A 23,784-nucleotide genomic window follows, 5' to 3' on the forward strand; every position below is an offset into this window, starting at 1 on the left:
TTCTATGAAAAGGTTATTAGTCAGTATAGGTTTATGCACAGGATTGCTGTTTTTGGTTACGAATTGTTCGTCAACTAAAAATAAGCAAACAGCTGTTGTTCCTGTAGCTGAACCGACGCCTGAAGTAGTTGTTCCAATAGATGAAACTGTTTATCATCCACATCCCAGAAAGAACTTTTTCCCTGAAACTGATATCGAAACACGTTGGGTTGACAGTATTTATAATCAAATGTCTTTTGATGAAAAAGTAGGACAACTATTTATGGTTGCTGCCTATTCTAATAAAGATGCCGCTCACGTTGCCGATGTTGAAAAGTTGGTTACCGAGAATAAAGTCGGTGGATTAATCTTTTTTCAAGGCGGACCAATGCGTCAGGCACGCCTAACTAATAAATACCAATCACTTGCTAAAGTTCCTTTGTTTATTGGTATTGACGCCGAATGGGGTTTGAGCATGCGAATCGATTCAACCTTCCGTTTTCCGTTTAACATGACTTTGGGAGCCATCAAAGACTTGAAATTGGTTGAGAAAGTAGGAACAAGTTTGGCTAAGGAAAGCAAAAGAATGGGAATTCATTTCAACTTTGCGCCGGTTTTAGATATCAATACCAATCCAAAAAACCCAATTATTGGGTATCGTTCTTTTGGTGAAAATAAAGTTAGTGTTACGGAACACGCTATTGCCTTAATGAATGGCGCACAAGGTCAGGGAGTTTTTTCTACAGGAAAGCATTTTCCGGGTCACGGAGATACAGCAACCGATTCGCATACTTCTTTGCCAACCGTTAATGCTACTTTAGATCATTTAGATAAAGTAGAATTGTATCCCTACAAGCGAATGTTTGATGAAGGTTTGGTTTCGGTAATGGTAGCGCATTTGAATGTTCCTAGTTTGGAGCCAAGAGAAGGTTATCCAACTTCTATTTCCTATGATGTTGTTACCAAATTGCTTAAAAAGGATTTAGCTTTTGATGGACTTATTTTTACTGATGCCTTAAATATGAAAGGTGCAGCCAATTTCAGAGCTCCAGGCGATATTGATCTGGAAGCTTTTATGGCGGGAAATGATATTTTACTTTTTGCAGAAAATGTACCGCTTGCCGTAGAAAAAATTTGTGTGGCGTATCAGGACAGTCTTATTTCAGATGAAAGACTGGCGCAATCAGTAAAGAAGATTTTACGCTATAAATTCAAAGCAGGATTGAACAACTACAAACCTATTGAAGGCATCAATTTGTATAACGATTTGAATCCGAAATCGAATGAAACGCTGCAGTATGAATTGTATGAGAATGCGGTTACCGTTGTAAAAAATGATGGAAATATTCTTCCAATTAGAAACCTGAATCAGAAAATTGCCTATGTAAAATTAGGTGATGACACCAACAGCTCGTTTGTCACTACTTTAAAGAAATATACCGAAGTCACCGAAGTTGCTGATGCCAATATTGACAGCTTAATGGTTAAGTTAACCGATTATGAAACCGTAATCATTGGTTACCACAAATCGGATAAATCCTGGTGGAAAGCACCTGAACTAACAGTGCCTGAATTACAGGTAATTGATTCGATTGCCTCCAAAAAGAAAGTGATCATCGATTGTTTTGCCAAACCGTATTCCTTATCAAGAATTTTGAATTTTAATGAAATACCGGGTGTAATTGTATCCTATCAAAATGGAAACATAGCACAGGAAGTTTCGGCCGAATTGATTTTTGGAGCGATTGATGCCAAAGGATTGCTTCCGGTTTCTATCAATAGTTCATTAAAGGCTGGCGATGGAATCACTACTCAAAAACTCAACCGATTGGGTTTTGCAACTCCGGAAAGTGTTGGTATGAGTTCAGAAAAACTGAAGCAGATTGAAACCTATGCACAAAAAGCCATTGATGGAAAGATGACACCAGGTATGCAGGTTTTGGTCGCCAGAAAAGGGAAAGTCATTTATCAAAAATCTTTTGGAAAACAAACCTATGAAGGCGATGTTAGAGTGAAGAACAGCGATTTGTATGATGTAGCATCGGTAACCAAAATGGTCGCTACTTTGCCAAATGTGATGCAGGTTTACGACCAAAAGAAAGTGACACTTGAAACTACTTTAGGCGAAATGTTGCCAATATTCAAAGGTTCGAACAAGCAGAAAATTACGTTTAAAGAATTGTTGTCGCACTATGGCAGAATGCAGGCGTGGATTCCGTTTTACACCGCTACATTAGACTCAGCCAAAATGCCAATGGAGAAATACTATCGTAAAATGTATAGCGAAGGATTTACCAAACGCGTTTCGGATAGTTTGTATTTAAGAGATGATTATCATGATACCATTATGAAGCGAATCATCGATAGTCCACTGATTGATAAAAAAGAATACCGCTACAGCGATTTTACCTTTATCATTTTGAAACAATATTTGGAGAAAATCATGGGCAGGCATTTGGATGAATTGGCTGCGGACAATTTCTACAAAACACTTGGGATGAATAATACACTTTTTAATCCGTTGCATAAATTTGATAAAAGTGTGATTGCTCCAACCGAAATCGATACTTATTTCCGTCATGATACCATTCAGGGTTATGTTCATGATATGGAAGCCGCAATGGAAGATGGAGTAGGCGGTCATGCCGGAATCTTTTCCAATGCTATGGACATCGCTAAGATGATGCAGATGTATCTGCAAAAAGGAAATTATGGTGGCGTTCAGTACTTCTCAGAAGCTACGTTCAATGATTTTAATACGTGTTGGTTTTGTGGCGAAGGAAATCGTCGTGGATTAGGATTTGACAAACAACAAATAAGTGGTGCCGGTCCAACATGTGGCTGTGTTTCGATGTCGAGTTTTGGTCACACTGGTTTTACGGGAACTATTGCCTGGGCTGATCCGGAAACGGATATTGTTTATGTTTTCTTATCGAATAGAACCTATCCTGATTCTAATTTGCCAAACAAGCTTTCAAAGGAAAACATCCGTGAAGACATCCAAAAAATCATTCAGGAAGCGATTATTGAGAAATAAATTTATTCGTCGTTATAATCAGAGTTGTCAGATTGTTTTTTGGCTTTGGCCGATTTTTCTTTTTGATTGTTGAACTTTATATCGCTAATTTTTTTATCCATATAATATAACTCGTAATCGAGGTCTTTGTATTTTTCGAAAACTACAAAAAACAATTCCGCAGTGAAGTCTTCATGTTCTGTTTCGCCAAAATAGATAATACTCAGGTTTGGTTTTTCTTTAGTTCCAAAATTTACCGGAATTTCTACATTCGTATAACCTTCCTTATCGAACTGGTCAAAATAGTCTTTGACGGCTGGATTATACTCGGGCAAACCTTCCCAATCCATCTTTTTGCCTTTCTCATTAAATAATTCGAATTTGGTATATGGAATGAATTCAGCAACATCAATAACTCCCAGATATCCTTTATAATCAGCCAAGCGATAACGAATTTTATTTACATTATCTATAAGTGAAAATCCGCTTAATTTAGCTCTGTTGTCAGGTGTTGATAGAATTTTTGCTTTAACCATAACTTTCTTCAATTCATCATTCTTGACCTTTAAATCTCTCATGCCAAATACACTAACGTTATCGACCAGCTTAGCTTTTACAATTCGGATTTTGATGTCTTCATCTTTTGTTTGAGCATTTATGTTTAGTGCGAATAAAATAAAAAGGAGTGCTTTTTTCATATCATTATAATTTTTTAAGTAACAAACGAAATCCAAAAACAGGAAGCTCGCCCTGCATAAAATCTAAATCTTCCGATCTTTTAAATCCTATATTTTCATACATTTTCCAAGCTGTTTGCATTGCTTTTGTGCTGTGAATGATTACTTGTGACAGCTTTTTATCTTTGGCTTTTTGGATGCAGGCTTCGGTTAAAAGTTTTCCCAAACCTTGTCCACGAGTTTCAGGATCAATGGCAAGCAATCTAAAAGCCGCAGCGTTGGTTTCTGAGGTCGCAGTGCCACCAGAGCCATAGTATTTCATATCAGCAAAGAAAACAACTCCACCCAATACTTTGTTGTCTTCTGAAACGATTACTAAAAGCTCAGTATTCGGTTTAGTAGTAAAATCACCAATATTCGAAAGCATGGCATAATAGGCGGGCTGTTCGGTTGGTTTTGGAAATCCGTCAAGTTGTGAATAAACATTAACCATCAGTTTGCCAATGGCTTCGAACTCATTAGGCTTCGCATTTCTTATCGTATAATTTTTAGCCATTTTTGGGTTATATGGGTATTATTGAAAAATCGAAAAAAAAACTATAACAAAATAAACATAAATATTTACTACTTTTATAGAAATAAATTTAATAAAATGAAAAATTTAAAAATTCTTATCGTACTTATCGGTTTGTTTTTCCTGATAACATCATGTTCAAGTGAAAGTAGTGCAGGATACGGAACCATGAGAGTCATTGGAAAAGCGACCTACACTAATCCGGCTGCGGGCAGAAACACTACAACAACGCTTAACAATGATGTGGTATTGACCAGTTTTAAAATCAACGTTAATGAAATCTCATTCAAATATGCAGAATCAGATGATGACGATGATAATGAAAACGGTGACAACGACAATGACAACGGAGACGACGACCATGATGGTTTTTTTGACGGAGACGATGAAGTCGAGTTAAATGGCCCATGGGAATTAGATTTACTAAATCAAATAGCCCCAGTCACTACTGTATCTGTTCCTAATGGTACTTATGAAGAAGTAGAATTGGAATTAGGGAAAAATTTAGTAAGCACTTCTCCGTTGTATAACAAAACAGTAGAAATACGAGGAACAATTAATGGAATACCATTTGTTTTCTGGCATGATTTTGAGCAGGACTTAGAAATTGATTATGAAGATGCCGGCCAAAATCTTGTAGTCAGCAACAACTCTTTCGATTTAGTTTTTAACTTCGATTTAAACCAGTTGTTGAGTGAAGTTGACTTGAGCGCAGCAGTTGATGGCAATGGTAATGGCATTATTGAAATTGGGCCAAACGATACCGATGGAAACAATGCTCTGGCTCTAACATTAAACGAACATCTGGGTGACTGCGGAGAAATGGAAGGTGGAGAGCATGAAGATGGTGATGATGATTAATCAATTGGAAATTTAATTCAAATAAAAACCTATCTTTTTAGATAGGTTTTTTTATGTCTTCTTACTAATAAAATATTCAATTGAAATCACAATAAGTATTCCTGCAACATAAGAAATAATATCTTCCCAGGAAAAAGAAGTTCCGATAACGGTTCTGGCAATTTTTGAATGTTGTAATTCTAGCTTTTCAACAATATTCAGGTATTGCAGAAATTCTATCGCAAATGAGAATAGCAAGACAAATAGTGCAGCAGTCAGCACTTTTAATTTAAAAAATGACTTTACAAAGCAATAAATTAGGATTACAACCAGAACATCTCCAAAGTAAGGACGCACAAAGTTGTCATGTACATAAAGCGCAATTAGCGTCTCGATAATGAAAAGTGAAATAGTTAATGCAAAATATTTCAGGTCGAATTTTATCATATCATTCCTCACCATCATCATCCAGTTTGAATGGATAATCGCCAAAAAGGCCGGCTAGTTTTTTAGCTTGATATGTCTTTCTTGTAAACTTATTAGACAGCACTATAATCGTAACTTTCTCTTTTCGTAAGTTGATAAAACAGGAAGTGTTTCCGTGCCACCAACCGTTATGATAATAATAAGGTTCGCCTTTTTCAAACTCTGACATTCTGATACCTAAACCATAATTACGAATTCCTTTGGCTTCATAACTATATCCTTTATACACCTTTTTGAGCAAATCCGGATTCAGGAAAAAAGGAGCATAGCGTGCTTTGTCGAATTTCAATAAATCTCTCGGAGTGGAATAGATGTTTTTGTCACCATAAATTCCGTCCAGATAATCAATTCCAATTTCTACATTATTTCCTTTATAAGACGGAGCAATGATGTCACGATCTTTTGCAATGTCAAAAACAAAGGTATTGGTCATGCCAAGCGGTGCAAAAATCATTTCTTTCATTGCTTCAGGATATTTCAATCCGGTAACCTTTTCAATAATCAAGGCAAGCATTGCATAATTGGTATTGCAATAACCAAATCCGGTGTCGGTTGGTCTCTCTAAAGTAATTCCTTTCTCTACCATAACCTTTACAATATCTTCATTGGTCAGGGTTTCTTTTTTATCCCAATTGCCATTTTCAAAAGTAAAGTAGGCGTAATTTCTCATGCCGCTACGATGATTAAGGAGTGTTTGAATAGTAACTTCAGGATAAGGAAAGTTTTTGATAATCGTATTTACCTTTTGGTCCAAGGTAATTTTTTTAGCATCAATAAGCATCAGAATTGCTGTAGAAGTCAATACTTTACTCACAGAAGCAATATGCAATGGCATATTTTTAGAAATCATTTCCCCAGTTCTTTTATTGGCATAGCCCATATAATTTTCATAAATTATCTGACCGTTTTTGGCAACCAAAAAAGCTACGTTATCATTCTTCTCTGACCATGTTTTTTCAAAATAACGACTAACGCCATATTTTTTGTCATTGATATAAGCCGAAGTAAGTTTTGGCAATTCCTCTTGCAAAGGCTGCATTACCGGAATACCGTTTTTATTCATTTTAATTATGCCATCATCCGTCTTCTCTTGCTTTGAACAAGAAATAGTAAGCAGAATAATAGCAAGCAATTGGGTAGTATAGAGACTAATTTTGGATGTCATTGCAATAATATTGAAAAACAAATATAATTATTCATTAAAGGCATAAAGTTACTTTTTAAGAAAGCTTTCAACATGTTTTTCACAATTTTTTATGATAAATTTATAAAGCTTTACTAATCAATAGCAACGATAAAATTGGGCAGAATTTATTTTTCAAAAAAAGTTTTGAAAACGTTTTCGTTACTACTACTTTTGGCATCACAAAAAAGTACCCGATGAAGTTTGGAATTATTAAAGAGCGAAAAAATCCACCCGATAGAAGAGTAGTTTTCACTCCGTCAGCATTAGTTCGTTTGCAAAAAGAGCATCCCGATGCCACAGTCAAAGTTGAAAGTTCGGATATCAGAGTTTTTACTGATGAAGAATATAAAAAATTAGGCATTGAAGTAGTTGATGATGTTTCAGATTGCGATGTTCTTTTTGGGGTAAAAGAAATTCCGGTTGATTATTTAATTCCAAATAAAAAGTATTTCCTCTTTTCGCATACCATTAAAAAGCAAGTGCATAACCGAAAATTGCTTCAGGCTATACTTGATAAAAAGATAGAGTTATATGATCATGAAACTATAGTCGATGCAAGTAACAGACGTTTGATTGGCTTTGGTCGTTATGCAGGAATTGTTGGAGCATATAATGGTTTTAGAGCATTCGGGATAAAATATGAGTTGTTCAATTTGCCAAAAGCAGAAACGCTGCAAACAAAAGAAGATTTAGTTGTTCGCCTGAAAAGACAAATTTTGCCAAACATCAAAATTGTTTTGACCGGTCATGGCAAAGTCGGAATGGGAGCAAAGGAAATTCTTGATGGCATGAAAGTAAAACAGGTTTCTCCGGAGGATTTCTTAAACAAAATATATTCAGAAGCTGTTTACACCCAAATTGACGTTTTGGATTATAACAAGCGAATTGACGGCACTGTAGCTGGAGATAATAATGATTTTTATAAGCATCCTGAATCTTATACTTCTAACTTTGAGCGTTTTACCAAAGTTGCTGATATCTTCATGGCAGGTCATTTCCACGGAAACGATGCTCCGGATATTCTGACTCTTGAAATGCTTCAGGCATCCGATTGTAAAATAAAAGTTGTTGCCGATATTTCCTGCGATGTTGATGGCCCAATAGCCTGCACCATAAGATCATCAACGATTGCGGAACCGTTTTATGGTTTTTTACCAATCGAAAACAGAGAAGTTCCTTATACGCATCCGGGTTCAATAATGGTTATGGCAGTTGATAATTTGCCATGTGAATTACCAAAAGATGCGAGCGAAGGATTTGGCGAAATGTTTATGGAACACGTAATTCCGGCTTTCTTCAACAATGATAAAGACGGAATTCTGCAACGTGCCAAAATTACCGAAAACGGAAAACTAACAGAACGTTTTGCTTATTTACAGGACTATGTTGACGGACACACCGTTCACAGCTAAAAAATCCTTTAAGTTAATAACTATATAATAATCCCGATTCGCTCGGGATTTTTTGTTTTTAAAAAGTTACTATATTTAGCAAAATTATCTCTTATGAAAAGAATTGCCTTTATCGGATTACTGTTCTTAGGATTTCAGGTTACTGCGCAAAGCGTGCAATCGCCATCCAAACAAATCACTCTTAATTTTTCCTTATCAAAAAATGGAAATCCGACTTATGAGGTTTCCTATAAAAACAAACCCATAGTCCTGAATAGCCGTTTGGGAGTTAAGTTAAAAAGCGGAGGCGACTTGACGGCTGATTTTAGTATCGATAGTGTTCGCCAAAGAACCATAAATGAAACTTGGAAGCCAGTTTTGGGTGAGCAGTCCAACATCAAGGATAACTACAACGAACTAACTATTGCGCTTTCGCAAAAGACAACCGGAAGAAGAATCAATATCATTTTCAAAGCCTTTGATGAAGGTGTTGCTTTCCGTTATGATTTTCCAAAACAAGCCAAGTTGGATTACTTTATTATTTCAGATGAAATGTCTGAGTTTAACTTGACTGGCGACCACAAAACATTTTGGATTCCGGGCGATTTTGACAGTCAGGAATACGCCTATAACGAAACGAAACTTTCAGAAATAAATACTGAAAAAATAGATTTGAATAATGGAATTGGTTTAAAAAGCATTGCAGGTAAACATGTTATTCAATCACCGTTAATGATGAAATCGACAGATGGTTTGTATCTTAATATTTTTGAAGCGGCTGTGGTCAATTATCCAATAATGCATTTGGATTTGGTGCCAAACGAATTCAAATTAAAATCACGTCTAGTTCCGAATGCTATTGGCGATAAAGCCTATTTGCAAGCACCTTGTGTTTCGCCTTGGCGTACCATTATGATTAGCGATGACGCGCGCGATATTGTGAGCTCTAAAATGATTTTAAATCTAAATGAACCATCAAAAATTGAAGACACATCGTGGATAAAGCCGATGAAATACGTTGGTGTTTGGTGGGAAATGCATGTGGGAAAATCAACCTGGGATTATGCCGGTTCACAAAACGCACAAAATGCAGCTGATGGTCAGTTAAAACCAACCGGAAAACATGGAGCAACAACAGAAAATACTAAACGTTATATTGATTTTGCTGCCAAAAATGGTTTTGATGGCGTTCTGGTTGAAGGCTGGAATGTTGGCTGGGAAGACTGGTTTGGCAACTGGAAAGAAGATGTTTTCGATTTTACAACGCCTTATCCTGATTTTGATTTAAAAGCCGTGAATGATTATGCTAAATCAAAAGGGATTAAAATGATTATGCATCACGAAACCTCTGGTTCTGTGGCGAATTACGAGCGACATTTGGATAGGGCATTAGAATTAATGAAAAAATATGGTTATCCGGCTGCGAAGTCGGGTTATGTTGGAAGAATCATTCCGCGTGGCGAATTTCATGATGGTCAAACCTTGGTAAATCATTTCAACTTTGTGGCTCGACGATTTGCAGACTACAAATTGATGGTAAACTCGCACGAAAGCTCAAGACCGACAGGTTACAGCAGAACCTATCCAAATTATATTGCAGCCGAAGCAGCGAGAGGAACAGAATTCAATGGCTGGAGTAACGGGAATCCGCCAATGCACGAAACCATTTTGCCATTCACCAGATTACTTGGTGGACCAATGGATTATACACCCGGAATTTTTGAAATCAAGATGAATCACTACGATCCAAAGAAAACGGAACAAGTACATACGACTTTGGCTAAACAATTGGCACTATATGTAACCATGTATTCTCCATTGCAAATGGCAGCCGATTTACCTGAGAATTATGATCGCTATTCAGATGCTTTCCAATTTATAAAAGATGTCGCAGTTGATTGGCAGGACAGTAAATATTTAGAAGCTGAGCCTGGAGATTATCTTACCGTTGCCAGAAAAGACAAGCATTCAGAAAAATGGTTCCTCGGCGCTATCACTGATGAGAATGCAAGAAGAACCAAAGTAAGCCTTGCATTTTTAACGCCAGGAAAAAAATATAGAGCCATCATTTATCAGGATGGGAAAAAGGCACATTGGCAAAATAACCCAAAGAGTTATGAAATTATTGCTAAAACAGTTACTTACAAAGATTTCATCCAATTAAACATGGCAGCGGGTGGCGGAACTGCTATTTCTTTTGAACCAATTAACTAATCCAAAACTATATTTATGAGTACAACCAAAACCAATTATCCTGCGCTTTATACCCTTATTACAGTCTTTTTCTTTTGGGGTTTTATTGCTGCCGGGAACAGTATTTTTATTCCTTTTTGTAAAAGTTATTTTTCTTTAGATCAATTTCAATCACAGCTGGTTGATTTTGCTTTTTACACTGCTTATTATATTGGCGCTTTGTTGCTTTTTGCTTTTGGAAATAGCAGCGGAAAAGACATTGTTGGAAAATGGGGTTACAAAAAAAGTATAGTGTACGGATTATTGTTTTCGGCACTTGGAGCCGGAGCAATGATTTTGGCTGTTGAAGCTAATTTGTATGCCGGAATGTTAGTAGGATTGTTTATCGTAGCATTAGGTTTTTCATTGCAACAAACGGCAGCAAATCCGTTTGCAATTTTATTAGGTAATCCAAAAACAGGAGCAGACAGGGTAAATCTTGGAGGCGGAATCAATTCATTTGGAACAACCATTGGACCGATAGTAGTGGCTTTAGCCTTATTTGGAACTGCAGCTTCGGTTTCAGAAGACCAGATTAAGAGTCTGGAATTAAGCAAAGTTGTTATTTTATATGTTGGCGTTGGATTACTATTCATTGCAGCAGCAGGCTTATTTTATTTTTCCAAAAAGGTGCCAGCAGGCATTTCAGATGAACCAATGGAAAAAGCGAACAAAGCTTTATGGACATTAATTGTAATGACAATCTTATTGGCAGCATGCTTTATTCCAATTTTTAAAACATATCAAATTGATACAGCAAGTTTGAGTACTGCTGATATGGCTGATTTAGAGCAATACAGAATGAACTGGCTTTTAGGCGCTTTGGCCGTGGTAGTTGGTGGAATATTATTTTCGTATGCTTCAGCACAGAAAAAAGCCGAAGGTTGGGGAGCAATGCAATATCCGCAGTTGGTTTTGGGGATGCTTGCCATTTTTACTTATGTCGGAGTAGAAGTCGCTATAGGAAGTAACCTCGGAAGTTTGTTGAATCTGAAGGAATTTGGGAGTCTGCAATCGTCTGATATTGCTCCTTATGTTTCGATGTATTGGGGAAGTTTAATGATTGGACGTTGGGCTGGTGCCATTAGTGTTTTTAATTTAAAAGGCAGCAGCAAAACATTAGCATTGATAATTATTCCGTTGATAGCATTCGGAATTATCTTGGGCGTTAATATTCTTTCAGGAAAAGATATGAAACCTTTGTATTATTATGTTTTCTGTGTACTTATTCAAATTGGTGCTTTCTTTTTAAGTAAAGACAAACCAGCCAGAACCTTAATTATTTTCGGGGTTTTCGGAATGTTAGCAATGATAGTTGGTTTGTGTTCATCAGGAACTATTGCAATCTATGCTTTCTTAGCTGGTGGTTTAGCCTGCAGCATTATGTGGCCGGCAATTTTTAGTTTATCCATTATTGGTTTAGGAAAATATACTTCTCAAGGTTCGGCGTTTTTAATTATGATGATTTTGGGTGGTGGAATTATCCCACCAATACAAGGAAAACTATCTGATATCATTGGAATTCATCAATCCTATATTATTACGGTTGTTTGTTTTGCCTATCTGACATTATTTGCCTTTTTGGTAAAAGGCATTTTGAAAAAGCAAAACATTGATGTTGACACTATAGAAATGGATGAAACCCATTAATCCGAAAATTAGATAAATCAAAAATCCCGCATCGTCTTTCAACTTTGCGGGATTTTCTCATCAAAACCTAACCAATCAATCTAACCTAAACTTATTTATTTTCTTTATCGTCTTCAACTTTTGCTTTTGTACCATCAGCTTTGTAATAGTAGTAATCGTTATCATTATAGTTTGATGCTGTATAATTGTCATCGTTCCAATGATTGTTGTAGTTGTAAGCATATCCGGAGTTACTGTAACCTTTTATGCGTCCAACGGTATCAACGATTTCGCCTCTTCGGTTGTAAATGATTCTCATTCCTCCAATTTGTGCAAGCGCAGTTCTGTTGTATTTCATATAAACAGTTCCGATACGACTTACCCTATCTCTGCTGTCATAATTGATAAACGTGTTACCAATTCGTCTTACTCTACCAAAACTATCATGTTCAATTCGTGTACCATAATTTACTGGTCTTCTTGCCTGAACTGTAGTTCCTCTTTTTCCGGCGCCTTTATAAAAGTAATCGCCTTGACTGTCTTCCGGACGAGTGTTAAAATCAAATTCTCCATTTGGAAAAACGAAAAACTCAATTCCTCGCTCAGTAAATGAGATTGGCTCATCAAAGCTAAATCTCGTTCTTTTTTCTTCACCAGATTTGTTGATTATTTCTGATGCATTCGCTACACTTCCAACCAGTAAAATGCTAGCTACTAAAAGGGTAATTTTTTTCATAATCATTCTAATTTGAGTTTTTTGCTTACTCTTTCGATTTTCAGCTTCTTCGAACAAATTTTATTGTTGATTAGGACTTTTCAATAGGTGTGCCAAAACGCAAAACAGAATTCTTAAGGTTTGATTAAGATAAATTAACTGATGGATATTCAGCATTTTAAAAATCGGATTACTGATTTTATTTCCAAATTAAATTATTATAGCTAAGAAATAATTGCATTTTTTTAGTACATTTGTTGCCGATTTGCAAACAGAAACAAACAATCATTATCATATTATCAATGAAAAACCTACTACTTTCATTTTTCTTTCTTTTATTAGTTACTAAAGGTTTTGGTCAGGAATATATTCCTTATTATGGTTCAATAGTAGAACAATGTTCTCAGGCAAATATCACCAACAATTTAACAGCCTACGAAGCATTGGGATTAAAAAGAAGAGGAACTGTCTCTCTGCAAAATACTTTAGATTGGCTAAAAAACAAATACCTTGAATTTGGTTATACAGCAAATCAAATTGTGGAAGATTCCTATACGTATACTGGTTCAACAGCAGTATGTAAAAACCTTATTGTTACCAAAGTCGGTACCGTTTATCCAAATACATATGTAATTGTTTGTGGTCATTATGATTCCATTGGTGGCTCAGGAACTAATGATAACGGAAGCGGATTAGTTTCTATTTTGGAAACTGCCAGATTGTTGCAAAATATCCCAACAGAATATTCAATTAAATTTATCAATTTCAGCGGAGAAGAAGACGGTCTAAAAGGAAGTCAGCATTATGTGAGCGCTATCGTAAACGGAACTACTCCAAAAATGGATATTCGTTTGGTTTTAAATTTGGATGAAGTTGGTGGCGTTGCTGGTTTGACTAACAATACAATAACTTGTGAAAGAGATACAAATAATTCTCCTTCAACGAATAATGCCCAATCAAGCATTATGACTAACCAATTGATGACTTGTGTCGAATTGTATTCTCCTTTAAACGCACAACTATCTTATGCTTATGCTTCGGATTATATGTCGTTTCAAAGTAATAATGAAATTATAACCGGGCTTTTTGAAACCAATGAAACAACCCATAAACACACTAATACGGATTTGTTAATTTATATGGATCCTGTTTATAATTATAATGTTGCCAAAGCTACAATTGGAGCCACAATGCATTTTGCTGTGGCTGCAACATCAGCTTTGGGAAACGACCAATTTCAAAATGAGAACCAAGTGAGTTTCTTTCCAAGTCCGGCCAAGGATGTTTTGAATATCAACATTGGAAGCATCATCGATACCGATTATTCTTTTTCTTTAATTGATTTGCAAGGCAAAATAGTTATTAATAAACACGTCGAAAATGCACATTTGATAGAGACAGTTTCTTTAGATGGTTTGTCAAAAGGCATGTATCTTGCGGTTTTGCAGACATCGAATAAAAGAATTGCTAAGAAAATTATTGTGGAATAATTTGATTAGATAATATAAAAAAGCCTCCCAATTTGGAAGGCTTTTTGTTTTATAGCTTATCTTTTAGATAATATCCGGTAACGGAATTTTTGTTTTTCACAATATCTTCGGGTGTTCCTACTGCTAGAAGTTGTCCACCGTTTTCACCACCTTCCGGACCTAAATCAATAATCCAATCGGCACATTTTATCAAATCCAGATTGTGTTCAATCACAATAATCGAATGGCCTTTTTCAATTAATGCATCGAATGAAGCTAATAGTTTTTTGATATCGTGAAAATGCAAACCTGTCGTTGGTTCATCAAATACGAACAATGCTTTTTCTTTGGTAACACCTTTTACTAAAAACGAAGCCAGTTTAATACGCTGTGCTTCACCGCCTGAAAGAGTTGAAGAAGATTGTCCCAATTGCACATATCCCAAACCAACATCTTGCAGAGGTTGTAGTTTCTGAGTGATTTTTGTCTGTTTGTTTTCGGTAAAAAAGGCAATAGCATCATCGATAGTCATCGTTAAAATGTCATCAATATTTTTACCTTCAAAAGCTACTTCCAAAACTTCTTTTTTGAAACGCTTTCCACCACAAGTTTCGCAAGGCAAAGAAACATCGGCCATGAAAACCATTTCTACATTTATTGAACCTTCGCCTTTGCAGGTTTCGCAGCGTCCACCATCAACATTAAAAGAGAAATGCTTGGCCTGATAACCACGAACTTTGGATAGCTTTTCTTTGGCATACAAATCGCGAATGTCATCATACGCTTTGATATAAGTCACAGGATTTGAACGCGAACTTCTCCCAATTGGGTTTTGGTCAACATATTCAATGTGTCTTATATGCGAAAAACTTCCCGATAATTCTGTGAATTGACCGGCTTTGTCTCCAATGCCTTCTAACTTTTTCTGCATCGCCGGAAATAGAATTTTCTTTACCAACGTACTTTTTCCACTTCCCGAAACTCCGGTTATAACTGTTAAGCTTTCTAATGGAAAAGCGACATCTACATTTTGAAGATTGTTTTCTCTAGCGCCTTTTATTTCAATAAAATTGTTAGACTTTCTTCTTTTTTTCGGAACAGAAATTTCTAATTCTCCGTTTAAATATTTTGCTGTTAAAGAATCAGCTTTTAAGATTTCATCAAATGTTCCTTCGGCAACTAATTCACCACCAAAAGTTCCGGCTTCGGGACCAATATCAATAATCCTGTCAGCAGCTTTCATAATATCTTCATCATGCTCAACCACAATAACAGTATTTCCTAAATCACGAAGGTTTTTCAAGACTTTGATTAAGCGCTCGGTATCTTTTGGATGTAAACCAATGCTTGGTTCATCGAGTATATACATTGAACCAACCAAACTACTTCCAAGCGAAGTAGCCAAATTAATACGCTGTGATTCACCACCGGAAAGCGTGGCCGAGTTTCTGTTCAAAGTCAGATAATCCAGGCCAACATCACTTAAGAAAGCTAATCGATTATTGATTTCTAATAATAAACGTTTGGCAACTTTTTGATCATATTCTGAAAGTGTAAGTTCATTAAAGAAAGGAATTAATCTCTTGATTGATAAATCAACTAATTCCGAAATGGTTTTTCCTCCAACGGTTATATAGTTTGCTTCTTTGCGTAAACGCTTGCCTTTACAAGTTGTACATTTGGTTTTACCACGATAACGTGACAACATTACGCGATTCTGAATTTTATAATTTTTCTCTTCCAGTTCATGGAAGAAATCATTCAATCCGGTGAAATAACTGTTGCCTTTCCAAACCAAATCTTTTTGTTCGTCAGTTAATTCGAAATAAGGCTTGTGTATCGGAAAATCAAATTTATAAGCACTGTTTACCAATTGGTCTCGATACCAACTCATACTTTCACCACGCCACGGAAATATAGCATTTTCAAAAACAGAAAGTGCTGTGTTCGGAATCACCAATTCATCATCAATACCAATGATATTGCCGTAACCTTCGCAGGTTGGGCAAGCACCATAAGGATTATTAAAGCTAAAAAGATGAATGTTTGGTTCTAGAAAAGTAATGCCATCCAATTCAAAATTAGAACTAAAAGTCAATCGCTTATTAGAGTCCAATTCCTGAAGATAACAAATGCCTTTACCTTCAAAAAAAGCAGTTTGCGTTGCATCTGCCAAACGATTGAAGAATTCTTCTTCCTCTTTAACTACGATTCGGTCAATAATTAAAAGAATGTCTTTATTATCAAAAGAATGTTGATCAATTTCGTCTAAACGCACCATTTCGTTGTTCACCAAAATTCGGGCAAAACCTTGCTGTAATAACACTTTTAGTTTGTCTTCCAATTGTCTTCCTTGTTCCAAATGAATAGGTGACAGGAGCAGCCATTTGCTGTCTAAAGCAAACGTTTTAACTTTAGCAATAACATCGGTGACGGTATCTTTTTTTACTTCATTTCCCGAAACCGGTGAAAAGGTTTTCCCGATTCGGGCGAAAAGCAGTTTTAAATAATCATAAATTTCGGTAGAAGTTCCGACGGTTGAACGCGCATTAGTTGTATTTACTTTTTGTTCAATGGCAATTGCCGGCGCAATTCCTTTGATGTATTCCACTTTTGGCTTGTCCAATCTTCCCAAAAACTGACGTGCGTAAGATGATAAACTTTCCACATAGCGACGCTGGCCTTCGGCATATAATGTATCAAATGCCAAACTCGATTTTCCTGAACCCGAAAGTCCGGTAATGACAACCAATTCGTTTCGTGGAATTACAACATCCAAATTCTTTAGATTGTGGATTTGAGCGCCTTTAATCAGGATGTTTTTCTTAGGTTCAAGAGTAGCAATTTCAGTACTTTTCATAGCAAAAAAAGGAATAAACGCAAAGGTAATCATTTCCCAATTTATTTCTTATAATAGGTCGTAACCAAATTGTATCTATTTCTATAAATTTATTGAAGAATTAGATGTGGATTTATCAAAATTTATCAGCAACAAAATAATGTTCATTAACTTTTTTTTTATTTTTTTTCAAAATTAATTTGTTTAATTCATAAATTTTATGTTAAATTTGGTCAATAAATAACTCTCAAACCCCATTTGCCTATATAAAAAATTACTTTTTAGATTAAAAAACTCTCTTTTTTAACCCTTACTAAAAGGTAATATTATGGCTAAATCAAATCTTTCTGATGCAGTATTAGTTAATAACTACATCGCTGGTGATGAGAATTCTCTTGCTTTATTAATCGACAGACACCAATCCAGAATTTACGGATATATCTTTTCCAAAGTTTCGGATAGAGATTTAACGGAAGATATTTTTCAGGAAACTTTCTTCAAGGTTATCCACACGCTAAAATCAAAAAAATATTACAATGAAGAAGGTAAATTTCTATCATGGGTTTTGCGAATAGCAAGTAATCTTATTGTGGATAAATTCCGTAATGATAAAAAGATGCCTCTAAAAAGAGATACTGAGGAATTCTCTATTTTTTCGAACATAAAAGATAGCTCTCTGGATATTGAAAAAAAATTAATCAAAAATCAAGTTGATATTGATTTAAAAATGATAATTCAAAAGTTGCCTCATGATCAAAGAGAAGTGATTATGATGCGTTATTATTCGGATATGAGTTTTAAGGAAATAGCTGATTTTACTGGCGTTAGCGTTAATACAACACTTGGAAGAATGCGTTATGCGATTACGAATTTAAGAAAGGTCATAGAAAAAAATAAAATTTATTTACCTTCTTAAACAATAAAATATATTTTTTTGCGTTATTATATAAATCTCTAAAACCAATTTCATTTTTATATGGCAAAACTTTACTCTAAAAGAAAATTAGCACCAAAAAAAATGTTACCTAAAAAAGAAACTATTCGTTTAATCCTTCAATATTCATGTGCATTAAATATTGTTAAGATTGGTAACATCAATTTCGATCTCATTGCTAATTAAAGCACCCCGTCTCGTTTAAACGAGACGGGATGTTTTTTTATAATACTCATCCAACACTGATTTTCTTCCAATAAGTTTGGTAATTGGGTCATTTTCTATATTCCAGCCTCTTGCCGGAGAATATTCTCTGCCATACCAAATTATTTGAAGGTGTAAATCGTTCCAAAGTTCTTTTGGAAAAATAGCTTTAGCATCTTTTTCGGTTTGTTGAACATTTTTTCCATTGGTTAAATTCCAGCGATACATTAATCGATGGATATGTGTGTCTACAGGAAAAGCGGGAACGCCAAAAGCTTGTGACATCACCACACTAGCTGTTTTGTGACCAACAGCCGGTAACTCTTCTAAAGCTTCAAATGATTGTGGAACAAGTCCGTTATGTTTTGCAATTAGTATTTCCGACAATCCATAAATGCCTTTTGATTTCATTGGAGAAAGGCCACATGGTCGTATAATTTCTTTGATTTCCTCTACCGATAGTTTCACCATATCATAAGGATTGTCTGCTTTAGCAAATAGGATAGGAGTAATTTGATTGACACGAACATCAGTGCATTGAGCCGAAAGCAAAACGGCAATCAGCAAAGTGTATGGATCTTTATGGTTAAGCGGAATTGGAATCTCAGGATAAATCTCTTTTAACGTATTTATAACAACTGTTGCACGTTCTTGTTTGGTCATTTTAACTAAATTTGAATCGTAAAAATACTAAATAAAACTCAGCAACTTTAAAAAATGACAACACTGCAAAAAGGAGACAAAGCACCTGATTTTTCAGGGTTTGACCAAGACAATAAATTTCACCAATTAGAAGATTATGCCGGGAAAAAGTTGGTTGTTTTCTTTTATCCAAAAGCGGATACACCAGGATGCACAGCAGAAGCTTGTGATTTAAGGGATAATTTTGAACGGTTTAAAGCTAATAATTATGAATTACTTGGCGTTAGTGCTGACAGTGCTAAAGCTCAGGCTAAATTTAAAACTAAATTCCACCTGCCTTTTCCTTTATTGGCAGATGAAGATAAATCAGTTATTGAAGCTTTTGGCGTTTGGGGGCCAAAAAAATTCATGGGCAGAGAATATGATGGTATCAACAGAACTACTTTTGTTATCAATGAAGAAGGAATAATTGAGGAAGTTATTACCGATGTGAAGACTAAAGTACATGCAGCCCAGATTTTAAAATAAAAAAAAAGCCAAGAGTAAATCTTGGCTTTTTATTTATACTTTCTGCATTACTCTGTTCGGGTCATATCCAAAAAGTTGGTGTTTCTTTATGATTTCTGCAATTCCTGTAGGAAGTAGTTCTTCCCAACCAGGAGTTCCGGTACTAATCATTTTCAACACTTCACGTGAGAAAATTTTAAGATGTCCTTTGTCAAAATCAGTGATATCAACTACTTTTCCGTTATAAGCAAAGAATTTGTACAATTCTTTCATACGAGGATGCACTTTTAGATTTTGGGAATTAATGATTTCTCCGGTTTCATCTTCCATTGGATACAAGAAAACTTTTAAATCACGGTAGAATAATTTTCCGAATGCTTCCAGAATTCCACCACTCAAATGACGGTAATACTTTTCGTCAAAAATGTCAATCAAATTATTTACTCCCATGGCCAATCCCATTCTGGCTTTGGTATAGCTGGCAAAATATTCGACTACTTTATAATATTCCTGGAAATTTGAAATCATTACAGTTTGACCTAACGAACATAATAATTCGGCTCTGTCCATAAAATCTCTTTCATCAATTTCACCTTCAGAGCGCAGGTTTGATAAAGTTATTTCGAAAACTACCAAGGCATTTTCTTTTTCAACTTTGCTTTCTTCGAGGAACATTTTTAATGATTTCTCATACATGTCCATATTTACCTGAGTAACAGGACGGAAACTTCCTCGTAATGCTAAGATGTTTTTCTTGTAAAGAATAGAAGCCGGAAGAATATTTTGCCCATCCGGACCAAACATTACCGCATCGGTCATACCATTTTTTACTAACTGTAAACTCATCAATCGGTTATCCACATTGGCAAAACGTGGCCCGGAAAAATTGATTGTATCAATCTCTAGTTGATCTTTATCTAAATGATCATATAGATAACGCAATAATTTTTTTGGGTCATTGTATTTATAAAACGCACCAAAAATCAAATTAACACCAAGTACTCCAAGCGTTTCCTGTTGTAATCTGGCATCATTTTCTTTAAAACGGATATGTAATGTGATTTCATTATAATCTTCATCAGCCTCAACTTGGTATTTTATGCCAACCCAACCGTGACCTTTGAATTGCTTTGCAAAATCGATAGTCGAAACAGTATTGGCATAACTAAAAAACAATTTGTTTGGATGTTTGTCTCTGCTTAATCGCTTTTCTATTAATTCAACCTCGTGACTTAACATGTTTTTTAAACGGCCTTCAGTAACATACCTACCATCATCTTCAATTCCGTAAATAGCATCACTAAAATCTTTATCGTAAGCAGACATCGCTTTCGCAATGGTTCCAGAAGAGCCACCAGCTCTAAAAAAATGTCTTACTGTTTCCTGGCCGGCGCCAATTTCTGCAAAGGTTCCGTAGATATTTTCGTTAAAGTTAATTCTCATTGCTTTGTCCTTCAATGAAGGAATTTGCTCTATAACTTTATCTCCTTTTAATTTTATATAAGAATCTGATCTTTCCATAAGAAGTTTAATACTTTGGCAAAGTTACTAAAATACCTTTTTTATAAAAGATAATTAACTCCTATTTTTGTAATTATTTACATTTAAAAAATTACTTTTATAAGTAGTTAAAAAACAGCATCAAAAATCGTGCTATTATGCAAGTTTATTTTCTTGGTACCGGGACTTCACAAGGCATTCCAGTTATAGGAAGTAATCACCCAGTTTGTAAAAGTGCTGATCCAAAAGATAAAAGATTGCGTGTTTCGGTTTGGGTTAGCTGGGAAGAAAATTCAGTTGTCATTGATTGTGGTCCCGATTTCAGGCAGCAAATGCTGACTTCCGGTTGTGAAAAACTTGATGCCATACTTTTTACACACGAACATGCTGATCATACTGCCGGTTTGGATGATATTCGCCCTTTTTTCTTTAGACAGAAAAAGGATATTCCGGTATATGCGCATTCTCGGGTTTTAGAAAACCTAAACAGGCGGTTTGATTATATTTTTGAAACGGAGAACAAATATCCGGGAGCACCCGGAGTTCAGACTTTCGCAGTAAATAACAATGAAGATTTTAAAATCGGGCAAACTAAAATTACGCCCGTAGAAGTCAATCACGGAAACCTTCAGGTTTTTGGTTATCGAATTCAGGATTTTGTATATTTAACCGATGTAAAAACTATCGATACCGCTGAAATTGAAAAGCTAAAAGGAGTAAAGGTATTGGTTGTGAATGCTTTGCGCGAAGAACCACATCAAACACATTTTAGTTTGCAGGATGCATTAGATTTTATACATTTGGTTCAACCTGAAAGAGCTTATTTGACACACATCAGTCATCTCTTGGGTTTTCATGAAGAAGTTCAGCAACGATTGCCGAAAAATGTGTTTTTGGCTTACGACAATTTAACAATTACGCTTTAGTTTTATGAGAAAATCACTTTTTTTATATCTTTTTATTATTGCTGTTTTGATGAATATTTTTACCTATAAATATTTTACATCAAAAGCGGAAGACGAGCAAAAAGCAAAATCGGAAGTATCGGATACAGCTTCTGTAAAGCCCACGGAAGGTACCATTACTAATGATCCCGATGTTTTTTCTTTGGAAAATAATGACCGTGCTCAAAATTATTTGTATGAAAGTTATAAAGTAAATGATGTTCCTGCTTTTGCCGAAAAAGTGAAACAGGCACTTTTGACTTATAATGATAGCCCGGAAGGAAACAAATATACCGATCAGCCAAAAATGGGTGAACAGAAGTTTATAATCAATAGCATGAAATTAATAAACCATCGTTGGATTGTTGCCAATTATAGCAATGGTCAACTTTGGGGAGAAGTATTGTTGAAATATTTTGTTGAAGAGAATGGCAGTATTTCATTTGAAGTAATGAATTCTTATTTATATCCTACTAATTTAAATTAGTAGTTAACACATTTGAGTATGAAAAAAATTACCACGATTTTAATTATAGTACTAATCGTTACTTCATGTAAATGGATTGATCAGAATGAGGATGTAGCTGCCGATGCAAAAGCTGCCGCAGCTGTAAAAGACTCTACTATGGTTAATGATAAAGATGAAAATGGCTGTTTAGCTTCTGCCGGTTATGTTTGGTCAAAGGTGAATAAGGAATGTGTAAAAGGTTTTTCTGGTATTCAGTTAAACCCAACAGACAAACAGGACAATCAGGACGAAACGTTGAGCGCTTATGTGTTGTTTAGCGAAGATGCCAGTCAGGCTGAAGTGTTTCTTCCAAAAGATACCACTTCTATAGTTTTAACAAGAGCAGCTGAAGGCAAACCATGGATTTTAAAAGAATGGCAACTCGTTCCATGGAAAGGATATGTACTCAAAAAAGGCGCTGTGACTATGTTTGCCGGTGATGGTGAGATAGGTAAAAAGGAAATAGAAACCGATACGGAACAATAGCAATTGCAATAGCAATAACAAAAAAGGTCTTGAATATAAATCAGGACCTTTTTTATTTTATGATTGTAACCAATTTTTAAAATCAAAGAAGTTTTGTGGCGCCACGCCATGACCCACAGGATATTCCTTATACACCACTGGAATTCCCAGACTTTCTATAACGGGTATCGATTTTCGTGCCCATTCAACTGGTATGACCTGATCAACGGTTCCATGTGAAGCAAAGATTTTCAAATTACTAAAATTATTGTTTTTGAAATCATCAACTGCAATTTCTGTATTCAAATAACCACTCATAGCAACCAATCGCTGTACTTTTTCAGGATACGACAAAGCGACTGCGTAACTCAAAATAGAACCCTGGCTAAAACCAATCAGTGTCACTCTGGCTGAATCAATAGGATAAGCATTAACCAACTCATCAATAAAATAGGCAATAATGTCTCTCGATTGTCGCGCCTGACCAATATCTGAAAACTTATTTTCATCGGCATCAAAATTAATCGCATACCAGGCATAACTTCCATACATCATGTTATAAGGTGCGCGCGCAGAAATAACATAATACTCATCCGGAAGTTCGGATGCAAACGAAAACAAATCTTCTTCATTACTGCCATACCCGTGAAGCAATAGGAGTAAAGGATTTTTGTCCAGTTTTATTTTAGGTTCTCTTACTAAGTGTTGAAGCGATAAACTCATTATAGGCTTTTAAAAGTGTTTTGGAATAACTTACCTACCAATGGCAACTCTCTTTTTTGACCTTGTAATGCTCCCGAAAAACCATAAACCCAAAGGATGAAATAAAAAAGGTAAAAGGCTGAAGTAACTGTCCAGCTATTGGCATAACCTACAAAATAGCCCAGCAAAAAGAACGAAAGAAACAAACCTAACGCTTGTCTGATATGAAAGGAACCAAAATCGCTTCTGTTTTCTTCCTGATTCATAAATATGGCTATCACACAACCAATGATGGTTAAGTAAGCAACAATTGCCGTGTTTTTTGATTTTTCAAAATTTTCCATA

At 35.5% G+C, this 23,784-nt stretch carries 21 protein-coding genes; 11 read left to right on the forward strand and 10 right to left on the reverse strand.

What is annotated here, in order from left to right; translation table 11 throughout:
* Positions 1-4: 4 nt before the first annotated feature.
* The gene (locus tag GS03_RS08835) at positions 5-3,016 is read left to right on the forward strand and encodes a glycoside hydrolase family 3 N-terminal domain-containing protein (RefSeq protein ID WP_136152178.1); all 3,012 of its coding nucleotides are present in this window, start codon (positions 5-7) and stop codon (positions 3,014-3,016) included.
* A gap of 2 nt (positions 3,017-3,018) precedes the next feature.
* Here the strand turns inward: GS03_RS08835 and GS03_RS08840 are convergent, their stop codons facing one another.
* Complete coding sequence (locus tag GS03_RS08840; protein ID WP_136152179.1) at positions 3,019-3,693, reverse strand: hypothetical protein; 675 nt, start codon at positions 3,691-3,693, stop codon at positions 3,019-3,021.
* 4 nt (positions 3,694-3,697) lie between these two features.
* Positions 3,698-4,228 (reverse strand): GNAT family N-acetyltransferase, encoded by a 531-nt coding sequence (locus tag GS03_RS08845; protein ID WP_136152180.1) that lies wholly within the window; start codon positions 4,226-4,228, stop codon positions 3,698-3,700.
* A gap of 96 nt (positions 4,229-4,324) precedes the next feature.
* Between GS03_RS08845 and GS03_RS08850 the strand changes: the two genes are divergently transcribed.
* Positions 4,325-5,107, forward strand: coding sequence for a hypothetical protein (locus GS03_RS08850; protein WP_136152181.1), 783 nt, complete (start codon positions 4,325-4,327; stop codon positions 5,105-5,107).
* 51 nt (positions 5,108-5,158) lie between these two features.
* Here GS03_RS08850 and GS03_RS08855 read toward each other — a convergent pair whose 3' ends face one another.
* Together GS03_RS08855 and GS03_RS08860 are read right to left on the reverse strand one after the other, a co-directional pair.
* On the reverse strand, positions 5,159-5,578 hold the full coding sequence (locus tag GS03_RS08855) for a ribosomal maturation YjgA family protein (RefSeq protein WP_246034050.1): 420 nt from the start codon (positions 5,576-5,578) through the stop codon (positions 5,159-5,161).
* Positions 5,535-6,737 (reverse strand): serine hydrolase domain-containing protein, encoded by a 1,203-nt coding sequence (locus GS03_RS08860; RefSeq protein ID WP_136152182.1) that lies wholly within the window; start codon positions 6,735-6,737, stop codon positions 5,535-5,537. Before GS03_RS08860 ends, GS03_RS08855 begins: the two co-directional genes overlap by 44 nt.
* Before the next feature lie 215 nt (positions 6,738-6,952).
* Here GS03_RS08860 and GS03_RS08865 point away from each other — a divergent pair, with 215 nt between their 5' ends.
* The 3 genes from GS03_RS08865 (at position 6,953) to GS03_RS08875 (ending at position 12,031) form a co-directional block, all read left to right on the forward strand.
* On the forward strand, positions 6,953-8,170 hold the full coding sequence (locus GS03_RS08865; RefSeq protein WP_136152183.1) for an NAD(P)-dependent oxidoreductase: 1,218 nt from the start codon (positions 6,953-6,955) through the stop codon (positions 8,168-8,170).
* Between the two features lie 93 nt (positions 8,171-8,263).
* Positions 8,264-10,363: a glycoside hydrolase family 97 protein gene (locus GS03_RS08870; protein WP_136152184.1), complete on the forward strand. Its 2,100-nt coding sequence runs from the start codon at positions 8,264-8,266 to the stop codon at positions 10,361-10,363.
* A gap of 15 nt (positions 10,364-10,378) precedes the next feature.
* Positions 10,379-12,031, forward strand: coding sequence for an MFS transporter (locus tag GS03_RS08875; protein ID WP_136152185.1), 1,653 nt, complete (start codon positions 10,379-10,381; stop codon positions 12,029-12,031).
* Positions 12,032-12,122: 91 nt separating this feature from the next.
* Here the strand turns inward: GS03_RS08875 and GS03_RS08880 are convergent, their stop codons facing one another.
* Complete coding sequence (locus GS03_RS08880) at positions 12,123-12,746, reverse strand: hypothetical protein (RefSeq protein WP_136152186.1); 624 nt, start codon at positions 12,744-12,746, stop codon at positions 12,123-12,125.
* A gap of 281 nt (positions 12,747-13,027) precedes the next feature.
* Here GS03_RS08880 and GS03_RS08885 point away from each other — a divergent pair, with 281 nt between their 5' ends.
* A complete protein-coding gene (locus GS03_RS08885; protein WP_136152187.1) occupies positions 13,028-14,215 on the forward strand; it encodes a M28 family peptidase in 1,188 nt (395 codons plus the stop codon).
* 49 nt (positions 14,216-14,264) lie between these two features.
* Here the strand turns inward: GS03_RS08885 and uvrA are convergent, their stop codons facing one another.
* Positions 14,265-17,054, reverse strand: coding sequence for an excinuclease ABC subunit UvrA (gene uvrA / locus GS03_RS08890; protein ID WP_136153096.1), 2,790 nt, complete (start codon positions 17,052-17,054; stop codon positions 14,265-14,267).
* A gap of 307 nt (positions 17,055-17,361) precedes the next feature.
* Here uvrA and GS03_RS08895 point away from each other — a divergent pair, with 307 nt between their 5' ends.
* Positions 17,362-17,949, forward strand: coding sequence for an RNA polymerase sigma factor (locus tag GS03_RS08895; protein WP_136152188.1), 588 nt, complete (start codon positions 17,362-17,364; stop codon positions 17,947-17,949).
* Positions 17,950-18,168: 219 nt separating this feature from the next.
* Here GS03_RS08895 and GS03_RS08900 read toward each other — a convergent pair whose 3' ends face one another.
* Positions 18,169-18,834, reverse strand: a complete 666-nt coding sequence (locus tag GS03_RS08900) for an endonuclease III domain-containing protein (RefSeq protein WP_136152189.1) — start codon at positions 18,832-18,834, stop codon at positions 18,169-18,171.
* 54 nt (positions 18,835-18,888) lie between these two features.
* On the opposite strand from GS03_RS08900, the gene bcp reads away from it, so the two are divergent.
* Positions 18,889-19,341, forward strand: coding sequence for a thioredoxin-dependent thiol peroxidase (bcp, locus tag GS03_RS08905; protein WP_136152190.1), 453 nt, complete (start codon positions 18,889-18,891; stop codon positions 19,339-19,341).
* A 33-nt stretch (positions 19,342-19,374) separates the two neighbouring features.
* Here the strand turns inward: bcp and GS03_RS08910 are convergent, their stop codons facing one another.
* On the reverse strand, positions 19,375-20,841 hold the full coding sequence (locus GS03_RS08910) for a TonB-dependent receptor (RefSeq protein ID WP_136152191.1): 1,467 nt from the start codon (positions 20,839-20,841) through the stop codon (positions 19,375-19,377).
* A gap of 137 nt (positions 20,842-20,978) precedes the next feature.
* Here GS03_RS08910 and GS03_RS08915 point away from each other — a divergent pair, with 137 nt between their 5' ends.
* Genes GS03_RS08915 through GS03_RS08925 form a run of 3 tightly spaced genes read left to right on the forward strand, consistent with a single transcriptional unit; the run spans position 20,979 to position 22,758 of the window.
* Positions 20,979-21,746 (forward strand): MBL fold metallo-hydrolase, encoded by a 768-nt coding sequence (locus GS03_RS08915; protein ID WP_136152192.1) that lies wholly within the window; start codon positions 20,979-20,981, stop codon positions 21,744-21,746.
* A 4-nt stretch (positions 21,747-21,750) separates the two neighbouring features.
* Entirely contained in the window at positions 21,751-22,251 is a 501-nt protein-coding gene (locus GS03_RS08920; RefSeq protein ID WP_136152193.1) for a hypothetical protein, read from the forward strand.
* An 18-nt stretch (positions 22,252-22,269) separates the two neighbouring features.
* Complete coding sequence (locus GS03_RS08925) at positions 22,270-22,758, forward strand: hypothetical protein (RefSeq protein WP_136152194.1); 489 nt, start codon at positions 22,270-22,272, stop codon at positions 22,756-22,758.
* A 57-nt stretch (positions 22,759-22,815) separates the two neighbouring features.
* On the opposite strand, the gene GS03_RS08930 is transcribed toward GS03_RS08925, so the two are convergent.
* Together GS03_RS08930 and GS03_RS08935 are read right to left on the reverse strand one after the other, a co-directional pair.
* Entirely contained in the window at positions 22,816-23,460 is a 645-nt protein-coding gene (locus tag GS03_RS08930) for an alpha/beta hydrolase (RefSeq protein ID WP_136152195.1), read from the reverse strand.
* On the reverse strand, positions 23,460-23,783 hold the full coding sequence (locus tag GS03_RS08935) for a hypothetical protein (protein WP_136152196.1): 324 nt from the start codon (positions 23,781-23,783) through the stop codon (positions 23,460-23,462). The genes GS03_RS08930 and GS03_RS08935 overlap by 1 nt, the downstream gene beginning before the upstream one ends.
* Position 23,784 lies beyond the last annotated feature (1 nt).

This window comes from Flavobacterium sangjuense (assembly GCF_004797125.1).
Taxonomy (GTDB): domain Bacteria; phylum Bacteroidota; class Bacteroidia; order Flavobacteriales; family Flavobacteriaceae; genus Flavobacterium; species Flavobacterium sangjuense.